A 23254-nucleotide genomic window follows, 5' to 3' on the forward strand; every position below is an offset into this window, starting at 1 on the left:
GCGGTGACGAGCCCGAGGCTCGGCGTGCAAGCACGGGCAACAAACGGCTTGGGGCGGATGGGCGCCCGATGGCTTGCGCGGATGGCCGGCTTGGTTGTCGGGGATAGTGTTCACGTGTCCACCAAGAGTTGAGGTGGACACGAGGCTCCTATGCCGCAGAGCAGCCTTCAAGATGGGAGGACTGAACGCTCACGGTGCTGGACACAACCTGCGCATGATCCTGGCCGCGCTGCGGCTTTACTGCGCCTGCGTCGAGCTGACCATGCAGACGGTCATTGCTGCACTGCTCGCCGCTGCCGGTAATCGCCGACCGGCCTACGGCTGAGAAAGGGATTGTTCAGGGCGGACGAAGTAGATGACGAGGTGCATCAGCCGTACGGCAGATGGCTGCGCCAGGGGCGGCGGCTTCAGGCTGGTCGCGGTCGTTCGCGTTTGGCATCTCGGAGACTGCTTACGACTCAGAGCAAACATTGAAAGTTTGTTTAGCGGTGTCCCTGTAGATCCGGTGCATACGATCAAATCAGTAGATGCCATCACGGATCACTGTATTGCAACGATAGTTGCCAAAACAAGCTGACGCTGGCGCCGACCGAGGACTCCTATGTCGAGCACACAGTTACCGGTACGCCCCCTGCGCTTATCGTCCACGGGTTCGGCATGACGTTCCGTCGCCGCTACGCTTAAAGCTAGCTGCCGATATCGCTGGACCAATGAAAAACGTGGAGGATCCTGTGAACCACCGGGACAAGCATGACCCCCATAACCGCGATGAGCACCAGCCCCGAGTAAAGCGCGTAGAAGCCAGCGAACAGCTTACCAGCGTCTGACATGTCGGTGGTCTTCACGGGGCCCATACCGCCGAGAAGCATGGCCGAATTGAAGAAGGCGTCCAACCATGTCATTCGCTCGAATGCCCTGTATCCCCACATCCCGACCATTAACGAGAAAGCAACGATTCCCAGAGCAATGCTGGCATGTGTCAACAGGCGGACTGCAAAGCCCCTGGCGGGTATTGGTGGAATGTGAATCGGCTCGTAGATCGGCTTCATGTCGCTTTTCCTGGGCACGCTGCTAGGCCGGTATCGGGTCAGCGCAGCATCATGAAATCGATAAAACCCCGCTCAACCGAGGTTGCCACCAGCTTGACCCGGAGCAATTGCCCCACCCTGAGGTCGGCTACACCCCCCTTGAGTCGGCCTTCAGCCGGTGGCTCGACAATCCGAACCCAGGCGCCGTGGTCGTCGATCCCGGTGACCAGCGCATCAAATACCTGACCGATACGCGAGTGCAGCAGCAAGGCCGCTTCGGACTTGCGCATCTGCCGCTCCACCTTTTGCGCGGCATCCTCCTGGACGGTGCAGTGCGCGGCGAGCTCTGACAGTTCCTCGTTCGAATAGGGCGGGGGAGTCCCGGAAAGCACCGCCTTGATCAACCGCAAGGTGAGCAGATCCGGGTAGCGCCGATTGGGTGCGGTGGAGTGCATGTAGTCTTGGACCGCAAGACCAAAGTGACCGATTGCCTCGCTTTGCGGATGCTCCACCACGTACTCACCAGACCCCATAAGTTTGACGATTACCAGCGACAGGTCGGGGAATCTCAACGGGTCGGCCTGGTGTTGGCGGGCCAGAAAGGCCTCGAGAGCCTTGGCGTCGGGCTGGTGCGGAAGACTGACGCCGTATCCGTATGCCACTTGGACGATTCGCTGCCAGCGCTCCGGTGAGCGAACCACGCGGCGAAGCGACGCGCTGCCCTGCGCCGCCAGAAATCGTGCTGTACACCCATTGGTAGCGATCATCAGCTCTTCTATGAGTTGCCGAGCACGGTTGTGCGGTTGCTGGCGAATGTCGACGATGCGCTCCCCTGCAAACAGCGCTTTGGGCTGGAAGGTCTCAAACTCCAGTGAACCCTGCGCCCTGCGCAAGACACGAAGCTTCTGTGCGAGCTCATCTTGCAGACGCAGCTGGGTATTCATGCCAGCGACGCGTCGCGCTGGCTCGGGCAGCTCACCCTCGCCTTGTAGCCACGCCGAGACGGCGTCGTAGGCCAACTGAGCCTTGTTGCGCACCAAGGCGCGGAAGATGGTGGAGCCGGCCAGGACACCGTCATCGCTGAACAGCATCTCAACGACAAGAGCCAGTCGGTTCTGGTCAGGGTTGAGAGACGTCAGGTCGTGGCACAACCGCTCGGGGAGCATCGTAAACACTCGTGCCGACGTGTACACCGATGTGGTGTTGTGGTGGGCGTGTGCGTCAATCGAAGAGTCCTTCTTGACCAGCGAGTCAACGTCGGCGATTGCGACCCAGACCTGCATCTGGCCTTTGCCCTTCGGTTCTATGGCCGTCAGTTGGTCCAAATCTTTTGAGTCGTCGTTGTCGATCGAACACCAGGGCAAGCCGGTCAGGTCCCGAATGCGTGGATCGGTCTCACGGGCGGGGCCCTTGAGCTGCGCCAGTTGCCGATGGACGGCATCGTCGAACTCGGGCTCCAGTCCGCGACTGAACATCGCCCATGTCGCGATGGTGGCGAGGCTGATCCGGTGGTTGGTCAGTGCCAGACGCATGTGAGCCTCCGTTTGCAAATTTTGCTCGGTGATTCTGCTCTCCTCATCGCCCGCCATGTTGGCTTGTCGTGCGGAACTGCCCTAGGGTATCGTGGAGGTGACAGGTCATCACCATCGAGCTGATCCCAAACGATGGGAGATCGGCCGGTGCCCATGCTGAACAATTTCAACGCAAGCCTGGCACGCGGAAGTGCATGTTCAGGCGCAATGAGACCACCCTATGCGATGCCAACAATGTCGCTTCTGGATACCCCTAAGCCCCGACGCGCCGAGCCAAATGGGCCGTTGTTATCGCTATCTCAGGCGCTTCCAATAGGTGAAGGGATGCGAGGCTCGCGGGTCTGGTAAGCACCGATAGGTTGGGCTCAAGTGTGGGGACACAGGTGTTTGGGCTGGTGGGTCCGCCACCGCGTTCAGCGAACTACCAGCACCGGTATCTCGGAGTGCGTCAGCACCTGCAGGGTTTCGCTGCCGATCAGCACGCGCTTGATCCCGCCACGCCCGTGAGAGGCCATCACGATGAGATCTGCTTTCATCTTCTGGGCGACCTTCAACAGTGCCTCGGACACATTGGTCGACTTCATCACGGCGGTGTTCACGGTGATGTGCTGGTCCACCGTTTCCTCTCTCAACTCGTTCAGCGAGGCCTGGGCCTTCTGCACTTGTGTTTTTTCCAGTTCGCTCACCTGTTTGGCGCTGAGCACAGGCTGGCCGTCGAAGAACGCATTGGGGTACTTTGGCACCACCCGCACCATCGTCAACGATGCGCCGAGTTCAACTGCCAGCTTGGAGGCAGCGACAACCGCCGTTGTGGACAGCTTGGAGCCATCGGTCGCCACGAGAATCTTCTTGTACATTGGGCACTCCTTTCCAGGGCCTTTGGTGCGGCCGAGCATCGAGTTTGTTGTGCAAGCCCGCGACAAGCGGGGGGCTGCGACGAATGCCAACGTAGCCTTCTTGTAAGGGGCCAGCGCAAGATGCATCAAACACCTTTTTTTCCCGGTGCGCAACCCTGTGCGATCGGATGCCTTAACGAAGCGCATCGGGCGCCTGTTTGACTTTCAGGTTTGCGCAAATCGCGCCTGTGAGCGTAAGGTTGTAATAGCCGCTGTGGTCAATCGTGTCCGACGCACCGGTCGTCCAAGCCTCTCTTCTGCCCAACTGAAAGCTGCCCATGCTGTACCGGTTCAAATCACAGGCCACGGCAGATCTCGTCATGCTGGGAGCGCGATGCGCGGGGTGGCTGGTGAACATCCTCGAGTTAGCGAATAAAGCCCAAGTAGCGGTGGTTTGGTCCGAATCCTGATCGCTCTACTTCCCATCCCAACTAAAGCTCCTTTGAATCGCTAAGCATGGCAGCGTTGACGATCGGTGTGCGCACGGGCACCTGGGCGGGCTCTGGACAGGGGCATCTGACGGTTCATCGGTGACCGCTCCATTCGCGGTAGCCGATCTCGCTGACCAGCGGCCCGACGGCCGCTTTCGCTGCTTACTAGACATTTGCCACAAAAATTAGGGCGATCGCAATCGCCGGGCGAGGGAGCATTTTGATCTCACGGTACACCCAAGTCGATTGCCCGGCAGCGCGCGTGCAAGCTGAGCATTGGCGCTGCGCTTTTCCTAGTCGTCTTCGCGCACCCGGTATTGCCCCATCAACGTCTGCTGGACGGCCGGCGGCACGGCCTCGTAGTGCGACAACGCGAGAGGTAGTTGTTAAAGACCAGCGCCGCAGGCGCTGGTCCCTCGCAGAGAAGGCGGCCGTGACCAACGCCGGGTTGTTGTGCTCACAAAGCTAGAAAAGTAAGCAGGTCACGGGGAGCGTTCGCCCACCCCTTCCTAGGTATCACTGCGAGGGAGCACGATTGCCTTCTCCAGCAGCGTCACGATTTTTGATGGCGGGGTTTTCAAAGGTGCCGCCAATTTGAACAGTGTCGTCAAAGTAGGTTGGCGCTGCCCCAGCTCCAGCATGCTGATGTAGTTGCGCTCCAACTCGGCCTCAAAACCGAGCTGTTCTTGCGTCAGGCCCACCTCTTTCCGAAGCTTGCGCAGGACGCCGCCGAACGCGATTGCAATATCCAATGAATTCTCCAACTATTGTTGGAAATTTCAAAGGAAAGTGCTACGCTCGTCTTCCAACCATAGTTGGAATTTGATGATGTGAGCTTCACACTCTCTATCGCCACCCTCCTATGCCTGATGAATGCCACAAGTTGTGGCCAACAGGGGTAACTCAGTCGTCATCCCTTTCCCCCCTCCTGCTTGACTTTCATGTTGTACGCAGCGGGCAGGGCCACTTTTACCAACTCACTTTCGACGAGAGAGAGCCTTCATGATTCGAGGAAAAATCGTCTGCGGCCTTACGCTGATCCTGACCTTGGGTGCTTGCGCCAATACCCAGTGGCGCCATCCAAACTACAGCAGCAGTCCTGCGCTGCATGAGCAGCGGTTGTCTATCGACAACGGGTATTGCGCGCAGGTTGTCCAAGGGACTGCTCCTATGCCGGCAATAGCAGTGGCTTCAGCCACTCCTAGCGGCTACTACGTAAGCGGCAGCAGCACGACCTATGGCAACCAAGGCATCAACACCAGTAACTACAACGCTACCGTTACACCCGCCGTGAACCCTGTGCAGTCATTTACTGGTGGTTTTGCCCAGGGTGCGGCCATCAGAGCTATGTGGGATGCAAAACGTGCCCAAAAGGACATCCACAGGGGCTGCATGGCGCGCCTGGGTTGGGTTGCGCAGTAGTCGATCAGCTGTTGCCGATCTTGTTGACATCGGCGGCGGAAGGTGGACAGCGGGTCAATTTTGCTTGGGCGTACCCTAGTGTCGGTTCTGATCATCGTCGCTCTGCTGTTGGACAGCAACTACAGCTGCCATAGGGAACAGCCAGCTCTTCAAGCAGCCATAGGATGCGCCGCGAGCGCGACGTTTCAAGGTGGTGGACGGTGAGCATGGGAAGCCTTGGTAGCAGCAATCGACTAGGCGGATTGACGCAGCCAGCGCATCAGCCCGCCTAGGGCGTGTCATCAAATGAGCCAAACGACAGTGGCAGCCAGATGTATGGCCCCCAGGAAGGCAGTTGCGGTCTTGTCGTAGCGCGTAGCGATGGCCCGGTACTGCTTCAAGCGTGCGAAGAAGTTCTCGATCAAGTGGCGTGCCTTGTAGAGATGCCGGTCGTATGCACGCTGCACCTTGCGAGTGCGGATGCTGGGGATGACCACAGCCTTGCCCGCCTCCAGTAGCGGATCGACCACCCGCTGCTGAGCGTCATATGCCTTGTCGGCGATGACCATCCGGGCATCGATGTCCTTGAGTAGGACATCCGCGCCGTCCAGATCCGAGGCTTGTCCTGCGGTAAGCACAAAGCCTGTGGGATTGCCCAGCGAATCCACCGTGGCGTGGATCTTGGTGCTCAAGCACCCTCGGCTGCGCCCGATGGCTTGCGCCTCGGCCCCCCTTTACCGCCGCCGCTGTGCTGGTGGGCTCGCACGATGGCTGCATCGATCATGGCGTACTTGTTGCCTGCATCCTGGGCCAGGGCTTGGAAAACGCGTTGCCACCCCCCACTTCGGCTCCAGCGCATGTGGCTCAGGTGCACCACCCGGAAATCGCCCAAGCACTCGGGCAGGTCACGCCATGGAATGCCGGCGCGGTAGCGATACAGCACTGCATCGACAAACAGCCGGTTGTTCTTGGCCGGGGCTCCGACATGTCCAGCCCTACCGGGCAACAGGTCTTGGATCTGAGTCCATTGGCTATCTGTCGAGGCGTATCTGCGATGCATGCTCCTGATAACGAAGCATCAACCAGATTTGATGACACGCCCTAGGTCGCCATGCCACGAGGCAACAGGCGGCTGTACTCATCCCTGACTACGGCGTAGCACTCGCACGTCCGCCGCTCCAGGCCCAGCCGGTCCAACACGGTGATGTGTCCGCGTGCATAGCGGATGAGCCCTGCGCGCTGAAGCTTGAGCGCGCTCTCCGTGACGCCTTCCCGCCGCACGCCCAGCATGTTGGCGATCAGTTCCTGTGTCATGACCAGCTCAGTCCCCTCCAGTCGGTCCAGGCTAAGCAGAAGCCAACGGCACAGTTGCTGATCCAGGGAATGGTGCCGGTTGCACACTGCGGTCTGGGCCATTTGTGCAATCAGTGCCTGGATGTAGCGCAGCATCAGATACCGCACAGGACCTGATCGGCCAAACTCTTCCTGGATCACCTGTGCACGCATGCGCAACCCCTTGCCAGCGCTCTGCACCAAGGCCCTGCTGGTGGTGGACTCTCCCCCCATGAGGATGGCAATCCCCACCACCCCGTCGTTACCCACCACCGCGATTTCCGTAGAACCGCCATCCTCCAGGACATACAGCAGCGACACGATGGCGTCGATTGGAAAATAGACGTGGTTCATGCGGATACCGGACTCGTACAGCACCTGTCCAAGGGGCAGGTCAACGAGTTCCAGTTCGCTGTGCCACCGGCTCCATTCAGGCTCCGGCAAGGCGGCGAGCAGGCGGTTCTTTTGGTAAAGATCGGATTTTTCCATGCTTGGCCTCCACCACAGCGAGCCTACTTTTTAGCGTCCATTCGATGCAATGTAAGGTATGGCTGCCCAAAAAATAAGCATAACTGCGGCCTGGGCCCGCACACAAGCGGAAACGGCAATGCCTTGCGCGGGCGCAGGCCCGGCGCAAGACCACTCCCCCCGCACTCTCATGAGGCTTGTGTGCCCTTCCTGAGAGTCAGCCCACAGGCTTTTCAATGGTCGCGACCCGGCCCTCGGTCTGCACCTTTGTCGCGTATCTTGTCCTGCCCCTGCCCCTGCCCCTGCCCCTGCCCCTGCCCCTGCCCCTGCCCCTGCCCCTGCCCCTGCCACTGCCACTGCCCTGGCTCTTGGGGTACGCCTTTGCCTTGCGGATGGCCATCATCCCGCCGCGCTGCTGGCCGGGGCTCATGTGGGGCTGCTCCTGGCTGCTGCGGCCCCGAACGTCGTTCGACCGAGCCGCCTTGCGAAGGAGGCCGTCCAGGTGTTGGCGGGCGCTGGAGGTCCTGCTCGGGCTGTCTCAGGGTTCTCTCCTGAGGCATGTCCTGTGACTTTCGCGGAGCCGGCGCGGGCGCTCGGGGCGCTGCCTGCTCCTGCTGGGATGGCCCAGGAGGGATAGAACGCTGGTAGCCCGGTTGCTCTGGGCGCCTCTCCCGAGGCGCGCTCTGCCGCTGCTGCTGAACAGGGGCAGGTTCGCGCGGCACCGCCCGCTCCTGATAGTGTTGCTGCACGACGGGGTCACGCGGCTTGTAGCGGTAATTCTGGTCGTGCAGCATCCGCTGCAGCTGATCTTCACGGGGGTACCGATCTCCCGAGTACTGGCGTTGGTAGGTTGGCAGCGGCGCGGGTGCTGGCACGCCACGGTGATCCCACTGATCCCACCCACTACGCCGCTGCTGCCATTCACCACCCCAGCGCTCGCCCCAGCGGGGAGGGGCATTGGGCTGCCAGCCGCGGAAGTACCTGGGCGGGTGGCGGTAGTACCGGACGGGGACTCGCAGCAGATACACGGGCACTACCTCCGGCGCCACCCAGCCCCAGGGGCCGTTGTACCAGGCGCTCGCGTACCAGTCGTCCTCCTGGTAGACCCAGTACAGGCCGTCGTAGAAGAAGAAGTTCGCCCGCAGGTTCGGCGCGTAATAGACCGGGTAGCCCGGCACGCGCGCGAGCTGCGGGTACGCCGGCAGGTTGATCCCGATGCTCACGCCGGGAAGCCCGATGCCGATGCCGATGCTCAACTGGGCCAGGGCCGAGGTGACCGAGCCGAGCACCATCCACAACGCAATGAGTAGATAGCGGTAGCGCATGTTCTGTCCTCCAGTAAGGGATCCAGCTCGCCACGCCTTGCAGCGGACACAAGGAATCCGCTGCAAGGTGTGTCGGGGCGTTACAGCCCTCGTCCCTGAATCAGACGAACCAGGATCACCACGACCGCGATGACCAGCAGGATGTGGATGAATCCACCCAGCGTGTAGGAGGTGACGAGCCCCAGAAGCCAGAGGATCACGAGGATGATGGCCAGTGTTAACAGCATGTTGCTTCTCCTTTTGCGAAGGTGTGGCAAAAGGTCAGGTGGATGTTCGCTCACCGACATGCCACGAATCTGCATCCTCTTGCGTGGTCGGTCCGTCGTCTGTGCGTCGCGGTACACAGGCGAGGCGGGGTGGACTAGTGCCGCGCAAGTGGGTGGGTTCGCGTACAGACAGCAGCGCACGTCGGCGTAGCCTTGCAAGGCTCGCTGACGGAGACCCTGTGAGATTTTCTGTCGGTGGGGCAGGGTCGTTATCACCCGAACACGCCCCAGAGAACCCATCCACTATCACAGGAGGCTTGCCATGATCATTCGCACCACCCTCGCCGCCGCCATTGCCGCGGCGGCTCTTCTCACCGCGGCTGGTTGCGCGGTCACCCGCGGCCAGGAGACCGTCGGCGCCTACGCCGACGACACCTGGATCACCACCAAAGTCAAGGCGAGCTTCGCCGAGGACAAGGATGTCGCGGCCACCTCGATCAGCGTCGAGACGCTCAACGGCACGGTGATGCTGTCGGGCTTTGCCAAGAGCACGCTGGAACGCAACAAGGCCGAGAGCATCGCCCGCTCGATCAAGGGCGTGAGGTCGGTCAGAAACGAGGTCGTCGTGCGACCTTGAGCGCTGGCTCGTACCCGTTTTTTCATGCATCACCCTCACAGAAAGGCATTGCCATGAACTGGGACCGTATCTCCGGCAACTGGAAGCAGGTGACCGGAAAAGCCAAGGAGCAATGGGGCAAGCTGACCGATGACGACCTGGACATCATTGCCGGCCGCCGGGACCAGCTCGCCGGCAAGATCCAGGAGCGCTATGGCGTGGCCAAGGAAGATGCCGAAAAGCAGCTGGCCGAGTGGGAAAGCAAGGCCAGCGATTCGTGGTTCAAGTAGTTCGGGGCCTGTGCGGCTGAGCGTCCTCGCCGCACGGCTTTCTTCGTCGCGCCGCGCTGGCGCCTCAGGTTCAGCCCTCAGGGTGAGTGCAGCCGGAGACGGCGGTGTGTCGGCGTCGTTGCCTGCGGGCTGTCCGCAAACCTCTCACTGTCAGTTTCGCGCGGCCTGCGGGCCGTGCCCAAGGAGCTTTTGATGCCCCCCCCTGTCATGGCCTCACCCCGCTGGAGCACCGCATCGTTCGGTGACACCGCGGAAACTTTTTCAAGGGAGCTGTCGGCCCTGGGCGAGCATCTTCACCTGTGCCGGGGATTGCGCGGCCGATGGTTCGCCCTTCAATGCGCCGCCGAGACCCTGAGCGGTTTTGTCGCGGCGCATTTCGTGACCACGCTGGTGGTCATTGCGCTGTTGATCGGTGTCGGCTCCCTGGCGCAGTAAGCCATGACGCAACCCGGGTTGTTGCGCCTGATTCCCGAGGCGTCGCCGTCCCTGTGCGACATGCTCGACCCCGCGCGCGGCGCACTACAGCCGCCGATCCGGGCCGAGATCTTCGGGATGGAGCGCTTTGCGCAGCATGGCCGCAGCCTGGGCGAGGCGCACCGCGCCGCCCCGGCAACCTCTCGCACCGGGACCTTCTTTCCGCGTCTGCGCAGCAACATCCTGACGCTGCGCGAGGCCAGCCATTACCTTGGCGCGCAGGCGGGCAGCGGCCACGACGTCAGCCCGGCAACCGAGTGGCTGCTGGACAACGCGCACGTCATCGAGGCGCAGCTCAAGGAAATCCACGAGGGCCTGCCGCGCCGCTACTTTCGCACCCTGCCCTCGCTGATCGACCCGCCGCTGGCCGGTCTGCCGCGTGTCTACGGCGTGGCCTGGGCTTTCGTGGCCCACACCGACGGCGCGTTTGATGAAGACCTCCTGATGCATTTTCTGGGCGCCTACCAGGAGGCGCGCGAGCTGTACCTGTGCGAGATGTGGTCGCTGCCCACCACCTTGCGCGTCGTCCTGGTTGAAAACCTGCGCCGCCTGGCCGAGCGCGAGGCCGCCCACAAGGCGGCACGCGAGGCGGCCAACCTGTGCTGCGACCGCATCACCGCCTACACCCTGCACACGCTGGACCAGCTGGTCGCGCTGCTGGCCCGGCGCGGCGTCGAGCGGGTGTTTCTCGCGCAGATGGCACAGCGCCTGAACGCGCGCCGCACGGCCGATCACACCCTCTATCAGGAGTGGGTGCGCAACGCGCTGCCCGACCCGGCCGCCCAGCAGGCGCAGCAGGCCATCGACCAGACGGCCGACAACCTGAGCGTGAGCAATGCCGTCACGTCGCTGCGGGCCATCGGCGCCGCCGAGTGGCCGGACATCGTGGCCGCCACCAACCGGCTGATGCGGCTGATGCTCACCTCGCCGGTGTTCGAGGCCGAGGACGGGCCCACGCGCGACCAGACGCTGCACGGCATCGAGCGGCTGGCGCGGCGCAGCGGACGCAGCGAGGCGGCGGTGGGGCAGACGCTGCTGGACCTGATGCGCAGCGCCGAACACGCCGGCAGCGCCGCCGCCGTGGCCAGCCACTGGCTGCGCGGTGCCGGCCGGGCCACGCTGGTGCGGGCCCTGGACCTGCCCGCGCGCGCGGCACTGTCCTGGCGCGGCGTGGGCCGCCGCGTGGCCTTGCCGGTCTATCTGGCGGCGATGGTGCTGGGCACGCTGGGCCTGGTGGCGTGGCTGCTGCAGCGCTACCCGGCCGCCGGGCCGGCCGGCTGGGACGCCCCCGCCTGGCTGACGCTGCTGGGCGCCGCGCTGATGATGTTCCCGGCCTCCGAGGCGGTGCTGGCAATGATCCACCGGCTCATCAGCGAGTCCGTACCGCCCGACCACCTGCCGCGCCTGGCCCTGGCCCACGGCATTGCGCCCGAGCACCGGGTGCTGGTGGTGATCCCGTGCCTGCTGAACGACCCGGCCTCGACCGATGCCCTGGTACACCGCCTGCGCCTGCACTACCTCGCCAACCCGGAGCGCCATGCCCAGTTCGCGCTGCTGACCGACTGGGCCGATGCCGACGCGGCGCAGCTGCCGTCGGACCAGGCCTTGCTGGACCGGGCCGTGCAGCAGATCCAGGCCCTGAACACGCGCCATCCCCGGGAGGAGGATGAGGCCGGCCTCGCGCCGCGCTTCATCGTGCTGCACCGGCCGCGCCAGTTCTGCGAGACCGAGCAGCGCTGGATCGGCTGGGAGCGCAAGCGCGGCAAGCTCGCGGCCCTGTTCGCCGCGCTCGCCGAAGGAACGTCCAGCGCCTTCCTGGACCTGGGCGAGTTTTCGCGTATCGCCGCCGGCACGCCCTATGTTGTGACGCTCGACAGCGACACCCAGCTGCCGCCCGGGCGCCTGCGCGAGCTGGTCAGCGTGGCCGCTCATCCGCACAACCAGCCGCGGCTGGACGCAAGCGGGCGCGTGGTGGTGGGCGGCTACGGCATCCTGCAGCCGCGCCTGGTCACGCCGCTGCCGGCGCCGCGGGAGCTCACGCTCTACCACTGGCTGTTTGCCGGGCAGCCCGGCATCGACCCGTACAGCGCGGCCAGCTCCGAGGTCTATCAAGACGTGTTCGGCGAGGGCAGCTTCACCGGCAAGGGCCTGCTGCACGCCCGGGCCATGCATGCCGTGCTTGGCGGCGGGCGCCTGCCCGAAGGCCGGGTGCTCAGCCACGACCTGTTCGAAGGGGCGCTGGCGCGCTGCGCGGCGGTGACCGACATCACGGTGATCGAGGACGCGCCGTTCCAAGCCGATGTGGCCGCCTCGCGCGTGCACCGCTGGACGCGCGGGGACTGGCAGCTGCTGCCCTTCCTGCTGAATCTGGCGCGCTTTCGCGTCGGCACCATCAACCGCTGGAAGATGTCCGACAACCTGCGCCGTTCGCTGGTCGCGCCCGCCTCGCTGGCTCTGGTGCTGCTGGCGCTGGCCGGCGCCGTCGTGTCGCCGTGGGCGGCGCTGGTTCTGGTGCTGGCCGCCTACACCGCCGGGCCGCTGCTGGGCGCGCTGGCGGGGCTGGCGCCGGCCCGCGAGGACGTGGCCCGCGAGCGCTTTTACCGGCAGGCCTTCGCCGACCTGGCGCGCGCCCTGTGGGGCGGGTTGTGGCATGTGAGCCAGCTGCTGCAGCAGGCGCTGCTGTCGGGCGATGCCATCGCGCGGGCGCTCTACCGCATGACCATCAGCCACCGCCACCTGCTGCAATGGACCACGGCGGCCGCCGCCCAGGCCCAGGCGAAGACGCGACTGGCCGCCGTGGTCCGCCAGCACTGGAAGGAGCCGGTGCTGGCGCTGTGGCTGCTCGGCGCGCTGCTGCTCGCCCGCACCCCTTGGCCCGCGCTGGCGATCGGCCTGTGCGCCATGTGGGCCGCGGCCCCGGTGGGCACCTGGTGGGCCAGCCGGCCGCGCCCGGTGCGCAAGGTCGCGGCGCTGCCGCCGCCGGACCACGACTACCTGGAGGGCATCGCGCGCGACACCTGGCGCCTGTTCGAGCGCTGCGTCGGGCCCGAGGACCACCACCTGCCGCCCGACAACCTGCAGACCTCGCCGCACGAGATGGTGGCGCACCGCACCTCGCCCACCAACATCGGCCTGTACCTGCTGAGCGTGGCCTGCGCGCGGCAGTTCGGCTGGATCGGCACGCAGGAGCTGCTGGAGCGGCTCGACGCGACGCTGGCCACGCTGGCCACGCTGCAGCGCCATCGCGGACACCTGCTCAACTGGTACGACACCCGGACCTGCGAGCCCCTGCTGCCGATGTATGTGTCCACGGTGGACAGCGGCAACCTCAGCGGCCACCTGCTCGCGCTGGGGCAGGCCTGCCTGGCGCTGGCGGGTGCGCCGCATGAGGCCGGCGCGGCGCGGCAGGCGATCCGCGCCTCCCGGAAACGGCTGGACCGATGGCCCGACCTGCTGCCGTCCCTGGGCGGCGACACGGCCCTGGCCCGCCTGCTGGCGCTGCCCGACCCGCTGGAGGCAGGCCAGTGCGACGGCGCGGCCTTCGAGTTGCTGCTGCGCGAAGCCGGTGAGCAGCTGCACGCCCTGGGCGCCGACCCTGGCGAGCCCTCGGCCCTTGCCATGGCGGGGCCGCGCGACGAGCGGGCCTGGCGCTTGGCGGACCACCTGGCCATGCTGCGCTCGGCCTGGCGCGACCGGCAGGCCGACACGCCGGCGGGGGCGCAGCTGGCGGCGCAGCGCCTGCAGACCCTGGCCCATACCTGTGGCCTGCTGGCTTGGGATGCGGATTTCTCGTTCCTGTACCACCCCCGGCGCCATCTGCTGCACATCGGCTACCGGGTGGCCGAGCAGCAGCTGGATGCCAGCTTCTATGACCTGCTCGCCTCCGAGTCGCGGCTGACCAGCCTGCTGGCCATCGCCAAGGGCGACGTGCCGGTCAGCCACTGGACGACGCTGGGCAGGCCGTTCTATGCCTGTGGCACGCACGCGGGCCTGCGCTCGTGGGCGGGTTCGATGTTCGAATACCTGATGCCCAGCCTGGTGCTCGACGAGCCGCCCGGCAGCGTGTTGCATGAAGCCTGCGCGGTGGCGCTGCACGAACATATCGCCTTCGGCACGGCGCAGGGCGTGCCCTGGGGCCTGTCCGAGTCGGCCTATGCCGGGCGCGACTACACGCTGGCCTACCAGTATGCGGCGCAAGGCGTGCCGCGCCTGGCGCTGCGCCGCACCCCGCCGGACGAGCTGGTGGTCGCCCCCTATGCCACGGCGCTGGCGGCGCAGCTGGCGCCGCACCGTGCGCGGGGCAACTTCGCGGCGCTGGAAGAGCTGGCCGGGCGCGCGCGCTACGGCTTCATCGAGGCGATCGACTTCTCCCCGGCGCGGCAGGCGGGCGCACACCCGAGCACGCCGGTGCGCACCTTCATGGCGCACCACCAGGGCATGAGCATCGTGGCGCTGGCCAACGTGCTGCTGGACGGCGCGCCGCGGCGCTGGGGCATGGCCAATCCGCACATCGAGGCCGTCATTTCTCTGCTGCACGAACGGGCGCCGCGCGAGCTGTCGCGGTTGTCCGCGCCGCCGTCCGCGCCGCTGCCGCAGATGGTGCAGCGGCATGCGCCGCGCATGCTGCACGACGTGGTGCCGGGCACCGCCGCGCTGGAGGCCACGCACATGCTGTCGAACGGCCGCTACAGCGTCACGCTGCGCGCCAACGGTGCCGGCTGGAGCCGCTGGGGCCCCGCCGCCCTCACCCGCTGGCGCGACGACGCGCTGCGCGACGACCACGGCAGCTTCTTCTACCTGCGCCGGCGAAGCGCGGGCGATGCTGCGCCAGCGCGGCCGGTCTCGCTGACCCAGCATCCGGCGCCCGACCCGGCGGCGCACTACCAGAGCACCTTCCATGCGGACCGCCTCTGCTTCGACACCGGCTGGCCGGACCTGGTGGCGCACATCACGGTGTGGGTCAGCCCGGAAGACGACATCGAGTTCCGCGAGGTCGAGCTGCGCAACCTGGGCGAGGAGGCGCTGGACCTCGAACTGATGTCCGCCTTCGAGGTGGCGCTGGCCGAGCCGCGGGCCGACGAGGCGCACCCGGCCTTCTCCAGCCTGTTCGTGCGCGCCATCTGGAAGCCCCCGCACCAGGCGCTGGTGTTCGAGCGCAGGCCGCGCCTGCCCACCGAGCCGGGCGTGCGCCTGGCGCATTTCCTGGCCGTCAGCGACCCGCCGGTGGTGGAGGTGAGCGGCCAGGTCGACCGGCAGCGCTGGCGCGGCCGCAACCAGGCCCCAAACGCACCCCAGGCCGCGTTTGCCGCCCTGCCCGCGGCATCGACCGATCCGGCGGCGCGTGACGACGGCTCGCAGGACATTGCCCTGGACACCGGCCTGGACCCGGTGTGCGCGCTGTCCGTGCGGCTGCGCATCGAGCCGGGCGCGAAGGCCATGCTGACGTTTGCCACGGCCGCGTCCGACCACGGCCCCACGCTGCATGCGGTGATCGACAAGTACCGCCAGCACAGCCATGTGCAGCGCGCCTCGCTGATGTCGGCCACACTCACGCGCATCCGCCTGGACGCCCTGCGCCTGAGCGCCGAGAACTTCGCGGCCATCCAGACGCTGACCACGGCGCTGGTGCTGAGCCTGACTCGCCCGCATGCCGGCCCGGCGCGCGCCGACGATGCAGTGGCCGAGGTCTGTGACCGGCGCCTGCTGTGGCGCCTGGGCATCTCGGGCGACCGGCCCATTGTCCTGGTGTCGGTCAGCGTGATGCAGCACCTGGGCCTGCTGCGCGCGCTGGCGCAGGCCCTGCGGCTGTGGTCCTGGGGCGGCATCGCCTGCGACCTGGTGGTGGTGAATGCCGAACTCGCCTCCTACGACATGGCGTTCTCGCGCGAGATCGCCGCCCTGCGCGAGCGCCACGAGGCCGACCGCGGCGTCCCCCCGGGCGCCCCCAGCAGCGCCGGCTTTCATGTGGTGCGCGCCGCCGATCTCGGCGCCGACGAGCTGAGCACGCTGCACAGCCTGGCGCGCATGTGGCTGCAGGCCGACGGCCGCCCGCTGCTGCAGCATCTGCGGGAGTGGGTGGCGCTGCATGAACAGGACTTCGAGGCGCGGCATGACACCTCCAGCGCGGCATTGGCCGTGGCCGCGGCGGCCCCGGGCATGGAGCCGCCACCGACCGGCGACTTCGAGCAGGCCTCGGGCGAGTTCCGCTTCGAGGCGGGCGCGCGGCTGCGCCCGGTGCGCCCCTGGGCCAACGTGCTGGCCAACCCGGGCTTTGGCGCGCTGCTGACGGAAGCCGGCGGCGGCTACAGCTGGGCGGTGAACAGCCGCATGAACCAGCTCACCGCCTGGTCCAACGATCCGGTGGCCGACCCGCCGGGCGAGTGGTTTGTGCTGCAGGACCTGCACACCCGCCGGGCCTGGAGCGTGGTGCCCTCCGCCTGGGGCGACGATCACGTGCTCTACCACGTGACGCATGGGCAGGGCTACAGCGTCATCAGCCACCGCCGAGGCGATGTGGAGGTGACCGCATCGTGGTGCGTCGATGCCCAGACGTCCGTCAAGCAGGTGAGCCTGCGCCTGATGCATTGCGGCGCCGGCACGCTGCGGCTGCGCGTGGTCGCCCTCGTCGAATGGATGATGGGCGCGAGCAGGGTCGACCGCAACACGGTGCATACTGCCCTGGTGCACCAGCGGCTGCCCACTGGGGACCCGCCAGGTGGGAGCGCCGAGGCTGGGCGCGCGCGCCGGCTCACCGCCTTGCTGTGTACGCAGCGCGAGCGCTCGGCCGGCTTCGGTCACGGCACGGCCTTCCTGGCGATTGCCGGCGTGGACGATCTGGGCGAAGACTGGACCTGCGACCGGCGCGAATTCTTCGATGCGCGCGGCCACCTGGTGCTGCCCGATCACTTGGGCCAGCGCAGCGGCAGCGGGCTAGACCCGTGCGCGGCCCTGTCCGTGCCGGTGGAACTGAACGCGGGCGATGCCGTGGAGTGGGTGTTCCTGCTCGGCTATGCCGAAACGCCGGACGCGGCCCGCCAGCTCGCCACCCTGGCCGCCGTCACCACGCCTGCACAGCGCCTGGACGAGGTGCGCAGCGGCTGGGACCGGCTGCTCGGGGCCACCACGGTCCAGACGCCCGACCCTTTGTTCGACGCGATGGTGAATCGCTGGCTGCTCTACCAGACCGTGGCCTGCCGCCTGTGGGCCAAGGGCGGCTTCTACCAGGCGGGCGGGGCCACCGGCTTTCGCGACCAGCTGCAGGATGCGATGGCGCTGGCCTGGGCGGAGCCGGTGCGGCTGCGCCAGCAGATCGTGCTGAGCGCGTCACGCCAGTTCGTCGAGGGCGATGTGCAGCACTGGTGGCACGCGCCCGGGGGGGCCGGCGTGCGCACGCATATTTCGGACGACCTGCTGTGGCTGCCGCACGCTTGCGTACACTACCTGTGCGCCACCGGAGACGCCACGCTGCTGGACCAGGAGGTGCCCTTTCTCGAAGGCCCCGCCATTCCCGAGCATGCCGAGGACAGCTACCACACGCCGCGCGTGAGCGAGCAGGCGGCCTCGGTCTATGAGCATGGCGCCCGCGCGCTGGACCGCAGCCTGCACGCGGGCGCGCACGGGCTGCCACTGATGGGCAGCGGCGACTGGAACGACGGCATGAACCGCGTCGGCCATGAAGGGCGCGGCGAATCGGTGTGGCTGGGCTGGTTTCTGTGCCGGCTGGTCGCCGACTTCGCGCCGCTCGCGCGTGCGCGGGGCGACGAGGTCCGCGCCGAGCGTTGGGAGATGGCCGCGCTTGGCTGGCAGGAGGCCCTGAACGGCACCTCCTGGGACGGCCAATGGTTCAAGCGCGCCTTCTTTGACGACGGGCAGCCGCTGGGCTCCCAGGCCAACGCCGAGGGATCCATCGACCTGATCGCGCAGGCGTGGAGCGTGCTGTCCCGGGTGGCCGAGCCCGACCTAGCGCGCCGGGCGATGGTGGCGGCGCAGACGTATCTGGTGGACCCCGAGGCCGGGCTGATCCGCCTGCTCGACCCGCCCTTCGAACATGCGGACCCCAGCGCCGGCTACATCCAGGCTTACCCGCCGGGCGTACGCGAGAACGGAGGCCAGTACACGCATGCCGGTGTCTGGGCGCTGATGGCGCAGGCAGCGCTGGCCCGGCGACCGGACGAGGAGGATAGCGCAGAGCAGGGCGCTGACCGGGTCTATCGCTATTTCACCTACCTGAGCCCGGCGCACCGCGCCAGCCACCCGACGCGCGGCCCCATGTATGGCCTGGAGCCCTACGTGGTGGCCAGCGACATATACAGCCAGCCGCCCTATGTGGGGCGGGGCGGCTGGAGCTGGTACACGGGGGCGGCGGGCTGGCTGCACCGCGCGGCGGTCGAATCGATGTTCGGCCTGCAACTAAGCGCCCAGACGCTGTCGTTCACGCCCTGCCTGCCCACACAGTGGCCGCGGGCGGAACTAACGCTGCGCCGCGCCGGCCGTCGCATGCGCTTCATCCTGGTCCGCGCCACGGCGCAGGCCGCGCTCGACGCCGCGGCGCCGCCAGGCGCACAGCAGCTGCCCCCCGGCCAGCCGCTGACCTGGACGAGCCTGGGACCGGACAGCTGCTTCGTGATTCCGCTGCAGAGCGCGCCGGCGGCGCCACTGCCGGACGCTGGGGCGTGAGGTCGCCACCTAATCGTCACCGTCCCAGTGCAGCTTGTGCAGCAGGCGGTGCAGCACCGGGATGAACACGAGCCCGGCCGCGACGATGAAGATCAGGCCGGCATACAAGGCATAAAACGCGGCAAACACCTTGCCGCCGTTCGTGGCCGGCGCATTGATCGGCCCCATGCCGCCGAGCAGCATAGTGCTGTTGAGGAACGCATCGCGCCAAGGAAGATGTTCAAAGTAGCCGTACCCCGCCATGCCCAGCAGCACCGAGCCCAGCAGCAGACCGAAGGCTCCGGCTATGTGCAGCGCCAGGCGGCGCAGGATGTGCGGGCGCGGTAGCGGCGGGAATTTGAGCGATTCGTACATGGCGTGTGGGTTCCGGGTCAATAAGCCATCGCGGCCTGGCTGCCTTGTCGATTGTCTTACCGGTTTTCCAGGCCGTGCCATTGGCAGCGCAGCCATGCACATGGCCGCGCTCGCCCGCGTCACTTGTCGGGCTTGCCGATTTTGCAGCCGATCACGCCGCCGCTGGCAGACTACTTGCCAAAGTGCATATTCGCCCGGTCCAGGCACTGGTCCTTGGCCGCGCCCGCGAGCTGATCGCACTTTGCCTTTTCCACCTGGTAATTGGCGTCACTCTTGTCTTCCGCGGCCTCCTTGCGGGCCTCGGCGGCTTGGCCACTCGCCTTGCTGCGCGCGTCTGACGACGTTTCGCGGGCCGCGGCATTCGCATCCTTGGTCTTCATCTGCGCCTTGGCATCGGCCTTGGCGGCCGTCTGTGCAGCCTTGGCTTCCTTCATGCAGACATCCTTCGCGTTGCCGCTCATGTCGTCGCAGCGTTCCCTGGCCACCACATAGTCCGCATCGGCCTTGGCGACGCGCGCGTTGTAGTGCGTTTTCGCCGTGGGCTTGTAGCGGTCTTCGAGGTCAGCCTTCTCGACCTTCTCATTGCCCTTGGCCCCGGCCATGCAGATGTCCTTGGCGTTGCCGGACGACAAGGCGCAGGCTGCCTTGGCCGCCTTGTACTCGGCCGAGATCTTGTCCTTGCTAGCTTGGTAGTCAGCCTTGATCATGCCTTGCGCCATGGCGCCAGCGCTGAAGACGAGGCTGACAGCCAGGACGATCACGTTGAGGTTGAGCTGGTTCACGATCATTCCTTCATGGAGTGGATGGAAACATGAGGTCTCCGAACAGGATGCCGCCCCCCCCCCCACACAGTGCCCTGCAGCGTGTGGCGGTCAGGCGTCGCAAATGGCCGTGCCGTCCGACGGCACTGGCCGTTCGAACATAGGCACGATCCGGCGGTTCGTCTGTCTGTTGCCCCACGCAGCCGGGCGCTCACAGCCAGTACGCCCAGGCGCGGGCGAACGCCTCCTTGAGGCGCAGGCCGAGCGGGCGCCGCTGCCACTTCGCCAGCATGATCTCATCCGACGAGGCGAGGTCCTTGGCGAACATCGCCTGCACCTGGCTGCCAAACTCGGTGCCCAGCACCACGGCGTTGAGCTCGTGGTTGTGCAGGAAGCTGCGCCAGTCGAGATTGGTCGAACCGACCGTGGCCCACACGCCGTCCACCAGCGCCGTCTTGGCGTGCAGGATCACGCCGCGCCGCTCGTAAATCTTCACGCCCGCGCGCAGCAGCCGCGTGTAGTAGCTGCGCCCGGCGTGGAACACCAGCCACGAGTCGGTCTGGCTGGGCAGGATCAGTTTAACGTCGACGCCGCGCGCGGCCGCGGCTTCGAGCACGGCGAGCAGTTGCGGGTCGGGGACAAAGTAGGCATTGGTCAGGTGCACGCTGGTCTCGGCACTGCCGATAGCCGAGAGCAGCGTCGCGTAGATCAGGCTGTAGGGCTCGTCGGGCGAACTGCCGATCGCGCGCACCACCAAGTGTCCAGCCACCTTGGGGGGCGGAAAATAGGCCTTTGCGGGCAACGGCTCGCCCTTCTGCGCTGCCCAGGCAGCCAGAAACAGCTTCTGCAGCTCGGCCACCACCGGCCCCTGCAGCTGCAGGTCGGTGTCGCGCCACGCCGTGGCGCCATCGGGCCGGACGCGCGAGGCATGGCTGAACGAACTACCGGAGTACACGCTGCTGATGTTAATGCCGCCCAGGAACGCTGTGCGCCCATCCACGATCAGCAGCTTGCGGTGGTCGCGCTGGTTCAGCGCCCATTCCTTGCGCGCCGCCGCCGGGTTGATCGGGTTGAATTCGAGCACCTTAATGCCGCTGTCGATCAGCCGCTGGAAGAAAGCCTTTGGGGTGCTGAGGGTGCCTACGCTGTCATGGATCAGATGCACCGCGACGCCTTGCCGCTGCTTGTCGATCAGCGCCTGCGCAAAGCGCTGGCCCACCTCATCGTCTTCGATAATGTAGGTTTCCATGTGGATGTGGTCCCGCGCCGCCTTGATGGCCGCCAGCATCGCCCGGTAGGTAGCGGGGCCGTCCTGCAGCAGCTGCACCTGGTTGCCGGTGGTCAGCGGGCTGCCGACGATGGCCTCCTCCAGCGCCAGGTGCCGGGCAAAGATGTCGGTGTCCTGCCCGCGGCTGCTCAAGCGGTCGAGGACGGCTTTGCTCCGCGCCGCTGTCAGCGGGCCGCGCGCGCCCTCCAGCTGCACCGGCGGGCCGGGGCGCCGGGCCAGATCCGGCACGATGACTGGCAGGCTGCTGCAGCCGACCAGGCCGAGCAGGGCCACCGCCAGCACATGACGCCAGCGTAGCCGGCGGCTCGGCTTGACCATGACTGGCGTCCTTCGGGCTCAGCGCGTGGCGATCCCGCGCCAGACGACAGCGCAGGAAAGGCTCGTCATAACCGTCCCAGCACCAGCAGCATGACGATGACGATCAGGATCAGCCCCAGCACGCCACTGGGGCCATAGCCCCAGCTTCGACTGTGCGGCCAGGTGGGAATGGCACCGATCAGCAGCAGGATGAGGACGATCAACAGGATGGTTCCGATGCTCACGCTCTTCTCCTTGGATAGGGCCTTGGATCGAATAACTTCACTGGTGCCGGTGCCGGTGCCGGTGCCGGTGCCGGTGCCGGCGGCGTCACGTTGAGCGTGCGGCCCTGGCCTGGCTTGCCGTTGGCACCTTGCGGGCCGGCAGGTCCGGGCACGGGCGCGGGGACATTCACGACGATACGCTCCTTGCAATTGACCAGGCCCAGCGTGGCTAGAAGCGCCACTATCGGCATCGAACGTTTCATGACGAATCCTTTGAAGTTGAGGAAAGTCGTTCGGGTGGATTTGAAACATCCGTGAGCCAACCGCAATGACCGCTTGTGTCGTACTCGGCACGCGATCAGCTTGGTCCCGCGCCACGCACAGTTCAGTGCGCTGGCAGACAAAAGAGCAAAGGTTCTCGGCAGGTGGTCAATAAACCGCATCCTTGAGGAACGGGCAATAAGCTGAAAGCCTATGTGTACTCTCTGAACGGGATCAAGGGGCTGCCCCTGCTGGGTAGCCTGATGCGCTGGCTGCGCCAATCAGCTTCGGCTACTGCCGCCACCAAGGATTCCCATGCTCACCGTCCATCACCTTGAAACGTCGGGCTCGCAGCGCATCTGCTGGCTACTCGAAGAGTTGGCTGTTCCCTACAACAGCTGTAGCTGCTGCCCAGCAGCATAGCGACGATGAACAGAATCACCACCAGGGCACGCCTGCGCAGGATTGACCCGACTGTCAGCCTTGGCTGCAGCCCAAGGGTTTGGGCCTATCACCTGAACCGAATCACGGTATCCGGCTTGGGCTCATAAGTTGGCCGATGGAGGTCTCGATCCCCAGTGGCAAGGCACTTGAACGCGACATTGGCTGTACCACCAGGAAGGTGGGTGGATGGGCCGGAACTGAGGTTGTCCACCAGGATATTCCGTCCCAGCGCCTGGCATTGCTGGGCTGCTTCGGTCAAAGCCTGTTTGCGCGCACCAGCCTCTCCACCTCGGGCTGGAGCGGCATGGACAGATACTGTGTACGTATCAGGCCCAAGTTGCAACACGCCGCTGGATTGCGCGCAACCTGAGAGCCATATCACCAGCGTTCCAGTCATTGCGGCCTTAATGATTCCGTTCATGGTTTCCCCTCATCGTTATTGAACTTGTTGTGTGTGCTGCCGAGTGCTTTGATACTCGGCAGTCAGGCACCACGCTGCACCTGCCGTTGTAGTTCCAGCAAACCGTCCATCAATTTGAAGCGGTGAAGCTTGGCCTCATGGGCTACAGCACGGTCGCGCAGCACGAGATTGGCGGGCTGCAGAAGCGCGCCTTCGACAACGCCGATTCCTGGCTCTATTTCGACCACGAACCCAACCTGCTTTGCATCGACGTATTGCGTTCCCACACCCACCATCACGATCGCATGAGCGTGCCGTGCGAGGCGTGCATCGTCATGGATGTTGAACATGAGCGTGGCTGGGTTGATGCCACGCGCACCGAACCAAAGCCTGACGAGGTCGTCAACCGGGTCTACAGCTGCACGTCGCCGCAACCGCTTGAGCCATAGCGATCCCAGCAGTCCAATAGCCACCAAGAGCAAACCCCACCAGAGCATCTGTCCTCCAATTCATCGTGAGATTTAAAAACAGTAGAGTAACATGCTGTAGA

General features: G+C 65.8%; 18 protein-coding genes and 2 pseudogenes. 6 read left to right on the forward strand and 14 right to left on the reverse strand.

What is annotated here, in order from left to right; translation table 11 throughout:
• Positions 1-686: 686 nt before the first annotated feature.
• The 4 genes from BP68_RS14510 to BP68_RS14525 all read right to left on the reverse strand — a co-directional run bounded on the left by BP68_RS14510 (position 687) and on the right by BP68_RS14525 (position 4639).
• On the reverse strand, positions 687-1049 hold the full coding sequence (locus BP68_RS14510; RefSeq protein WP_496372974.1) for a hypothetical protein: 363 nt from the start codon (positions 1047-1049) through the stop codon (positions 687-689).
• Between the two features lie 38 nt (positions 1050-1087).
• Complete coding sequence (locus BP68_RS14515; RefSeq protein WP_496372976.1) at positions 1088-2560, reverse strand: RNB domain-containing ribonuclease; 1473 nt, start codon at positions 2558-2560, stop codon at positions 1088-1090.
• Between the two features lie 413 nt (positions 2561-2973).
• Positions 2974-3417, reverse strand: a complete 444-nt coding sequence (locus tag BP68_RS14520; RefSeq protein WP_496372978.1) for a universal stress protein — start codon at positions 3415-3417, stop codon at positions 2974-2976.
• A gap of 979 nt (positions 3418-4396) precedes the next feature.
• On the reverse strand, positions 4397-4639 hold the full coding sequence (locus tag BP68_RS14525; RefSeq protein ID WP_496372980.1) for a helix-turn-helix domain-containing protein: 243 nt from the start codon (positions 4637-4639) through the stop codon (positions 4397-4399).
• Between the two features lie 250 nt (positions 4640-4889).
• On the opposite strand from BP68_RS14525, the gene BP68_RS14530 reads away from it, so the two are divergent.
• Entirely contained in the window at positions 4890-5309 is a 420-nt protein-coding gene (locus BP68_RS14530) for a hypothetical protein (protein WP_496372982.1), read from the forward strand.
• Positions 5310-5439: 130 nt separating this feature from the next.
• Here BP68_RS14530 and BP68_RS14535 read toward each other — a convergent pair.
• The 5 genes and pseudogenes from BP68_RS14535 to BP68_RS14555 all read right to left on the reverse strand — a co-directional run.
• A pseudogene (locus BP68_RS14535) lies at positions 5440-5517 on the reverse strand (glutathione S-transferase); the annotation flags it as partial.
• Between the two features lie 73 nt (positions 5518-5590).
• Positions 5591-6348 (reverse strand): IS5 family transposase gene (locus BP68_RS14540; protein WP_496372984.1). Its coding sequence is split into 2 segments (ribosomal slippage): positions 5591-6021 and positions 6021-6348, totalling 759 coding nucleotides; the frame shifts between segments, so codons are not numbered across the junction.
• A gap of 41 nt (positions 6349-6389) precedes the next feature.
• Positions 6390-7109, reverse strand: a complete 720-nt coding sequence (locus tag BP68_RS14545) for a Crp/Fnr family transcriptional regulator (protein WP_496372986.1) — start codon at positions 7107-7109, stop codon at positions 6390-6392.
• Between the two features lie 212 nt (positions 7110-7321).
• Positions 7322-8413 carry a hypothetical protein gene (locus tag BP68_RS14550; protein WP_496372988.1) on the reverse strand — a complete coding sequence of 364 codons (1092 nt, stop codon included), beginning with the start codon at positions 8411-8413 and terminating at the stop codon, positions 7322-7324.
• 80 nt (positions 8414-8493) lie between these two features.
• Entirely contained in the window at positions 8494-8640 is a 147-nt protein-coding gene (locus BP68_RS14555; protein ID WP_496372990.1) for a lmo0937 family membrane protein, read from the reverse strand.
• Between the two features lie 301 nt (positions 8641-8941).
• On the opposite strand from BP68_RS14555, the gene BP68_RS14560 reads away from it, so the two are divergent.
• The 4 genes from BP68_RS14560 to BP68_RS14575 all read left to right on the forward strand — a co-directional run bounded on the left by BP68_RS14560 (position 8942) and on the right by BP68_RS14575 (position 18675).
• Positions 8942-9256, forward strand: coding sequence for a BON domain-containing protein (locus BP68_RS14560; protein WP_496372992.1), 315 nt, complete (start codon positions 8942-8944; stop codon positions 9254-9256).
• A gap of 53 nt (positions 9257-9309) precedes the next feature.
• Positions 9310-9525 carry a CsbD family protein gene (locus BP68_RS14565; RefSeq protein WP_496372994.1) on the forward strand — a complete coding sequence of 72 codons (216 nt, stop codon included), beginning with the start codon at positions 9310-9312 and terminating at the stop codon, positions 9523-9525.
• A 207-nt stretch (positions 9526-9732) separates the two neighbouring features.
• On the forward strand, positions 9733-9960 hold the full coding sequence (locus BP68_RS14570; protein WP_496372996.1) for a hypothetical protein: 228 nt from the start codon (positions 9733-9735) through the stop codon (positions 9958-9960).
• Positions 9961-9963: 3 nt separating this feature from the next.
• Positions 9964-18675, forward strand: a complete 8712-nt coding sequence (locus BP68_RS14575) for a glycoside hydrolase family 94 protein (protein WP_496372998.1) — start codon at positions 9964-9966, stop codon at positions 18673-18675.
• A gap of 9 nt (positions 18676-18684) precedes the next feature.
• Here BP68_RS14575 and BP68_RS14580 read toward each other — a convergent pair whose 3' ends face one another.
• From BP68_RS14580 to BP68_RS14595, 4 genes are all read right to left on the reverse strand, one after another.
• A complete protein-coding gene (locus tag BP68_RS14580; protein WP_496373000.1) occupies positions 18685-19029 on the reverse strand; it encodes a two pore domain potassium channel family protein in 345 nt (114 codons plus the stop codon).
• A 170-nt stretch (positions 19030-19199) separates the two neighbouring features.
• The gene (locus BP68_RS14585; RefSeq protein WP_496373002.1) at positions 19200-19811 is read right to left on the reverse strand and encodes a hypothetical protein; all 612 of its coding nucleotides are present in this window, start codon (positions 19809-19811) and stop codon (positions 19200-19202) included.
• Between the two features lie 190 nt (positions 19812-20001).
• Positions 20002-21396 carry a cardiolipin synthase gene (cls, locus tag BP68_RS14590; RefSeq protein WP_496373004.1) on the reverse strand — a complete coding sequence of 465 codons (1395 nt, stop codon included), beginning with the start codon at positions 21394-21396 and terminating at the stop codon, positions 20002-20004.
• A 65-nt stretch (positions 21397-21461) separates the two neighbouring features.
• On the reverse strand, positions 21462-21620 hold the full coding sequence (locus BP68_RS14595; protein WP_496373006.1) for a DUF3309 family protein: 159 nt from the start codon (positions 21618-21620) through the stop codon (positions 21462-21464).
• Between the two features lie 555 nt (positions 21621-22175).
• On the opposite strand from BP68_RS14595, the pseudogene BP68_RS14600 reads away from it, so the two are divergent.
• Positions 22176-22253: pseudogene (locus tag BP68_RS14600) on the forward strand (glutathione S-transferase); the annotation flags it as partial.
• A 534-nt stretch (positions 22254-22787) separates the two neighbouring features.
• Here BP68_RS14600 and BP68_RS14605 read toward each other — a convergent pair.
• Entirely contained in the window at positions 22788-23201 is a 414-nt protein-coding gene (locus BP68_RS14605; protein WP_496373008.1) for a hypothetical protein, read from the reverse strand.
• Positions 23202-23254: the final 53 nt, after the last annotated feature.

This window comes from Diaphorobacter oryzae DSM 22780 (assembly GCF_059568935.1).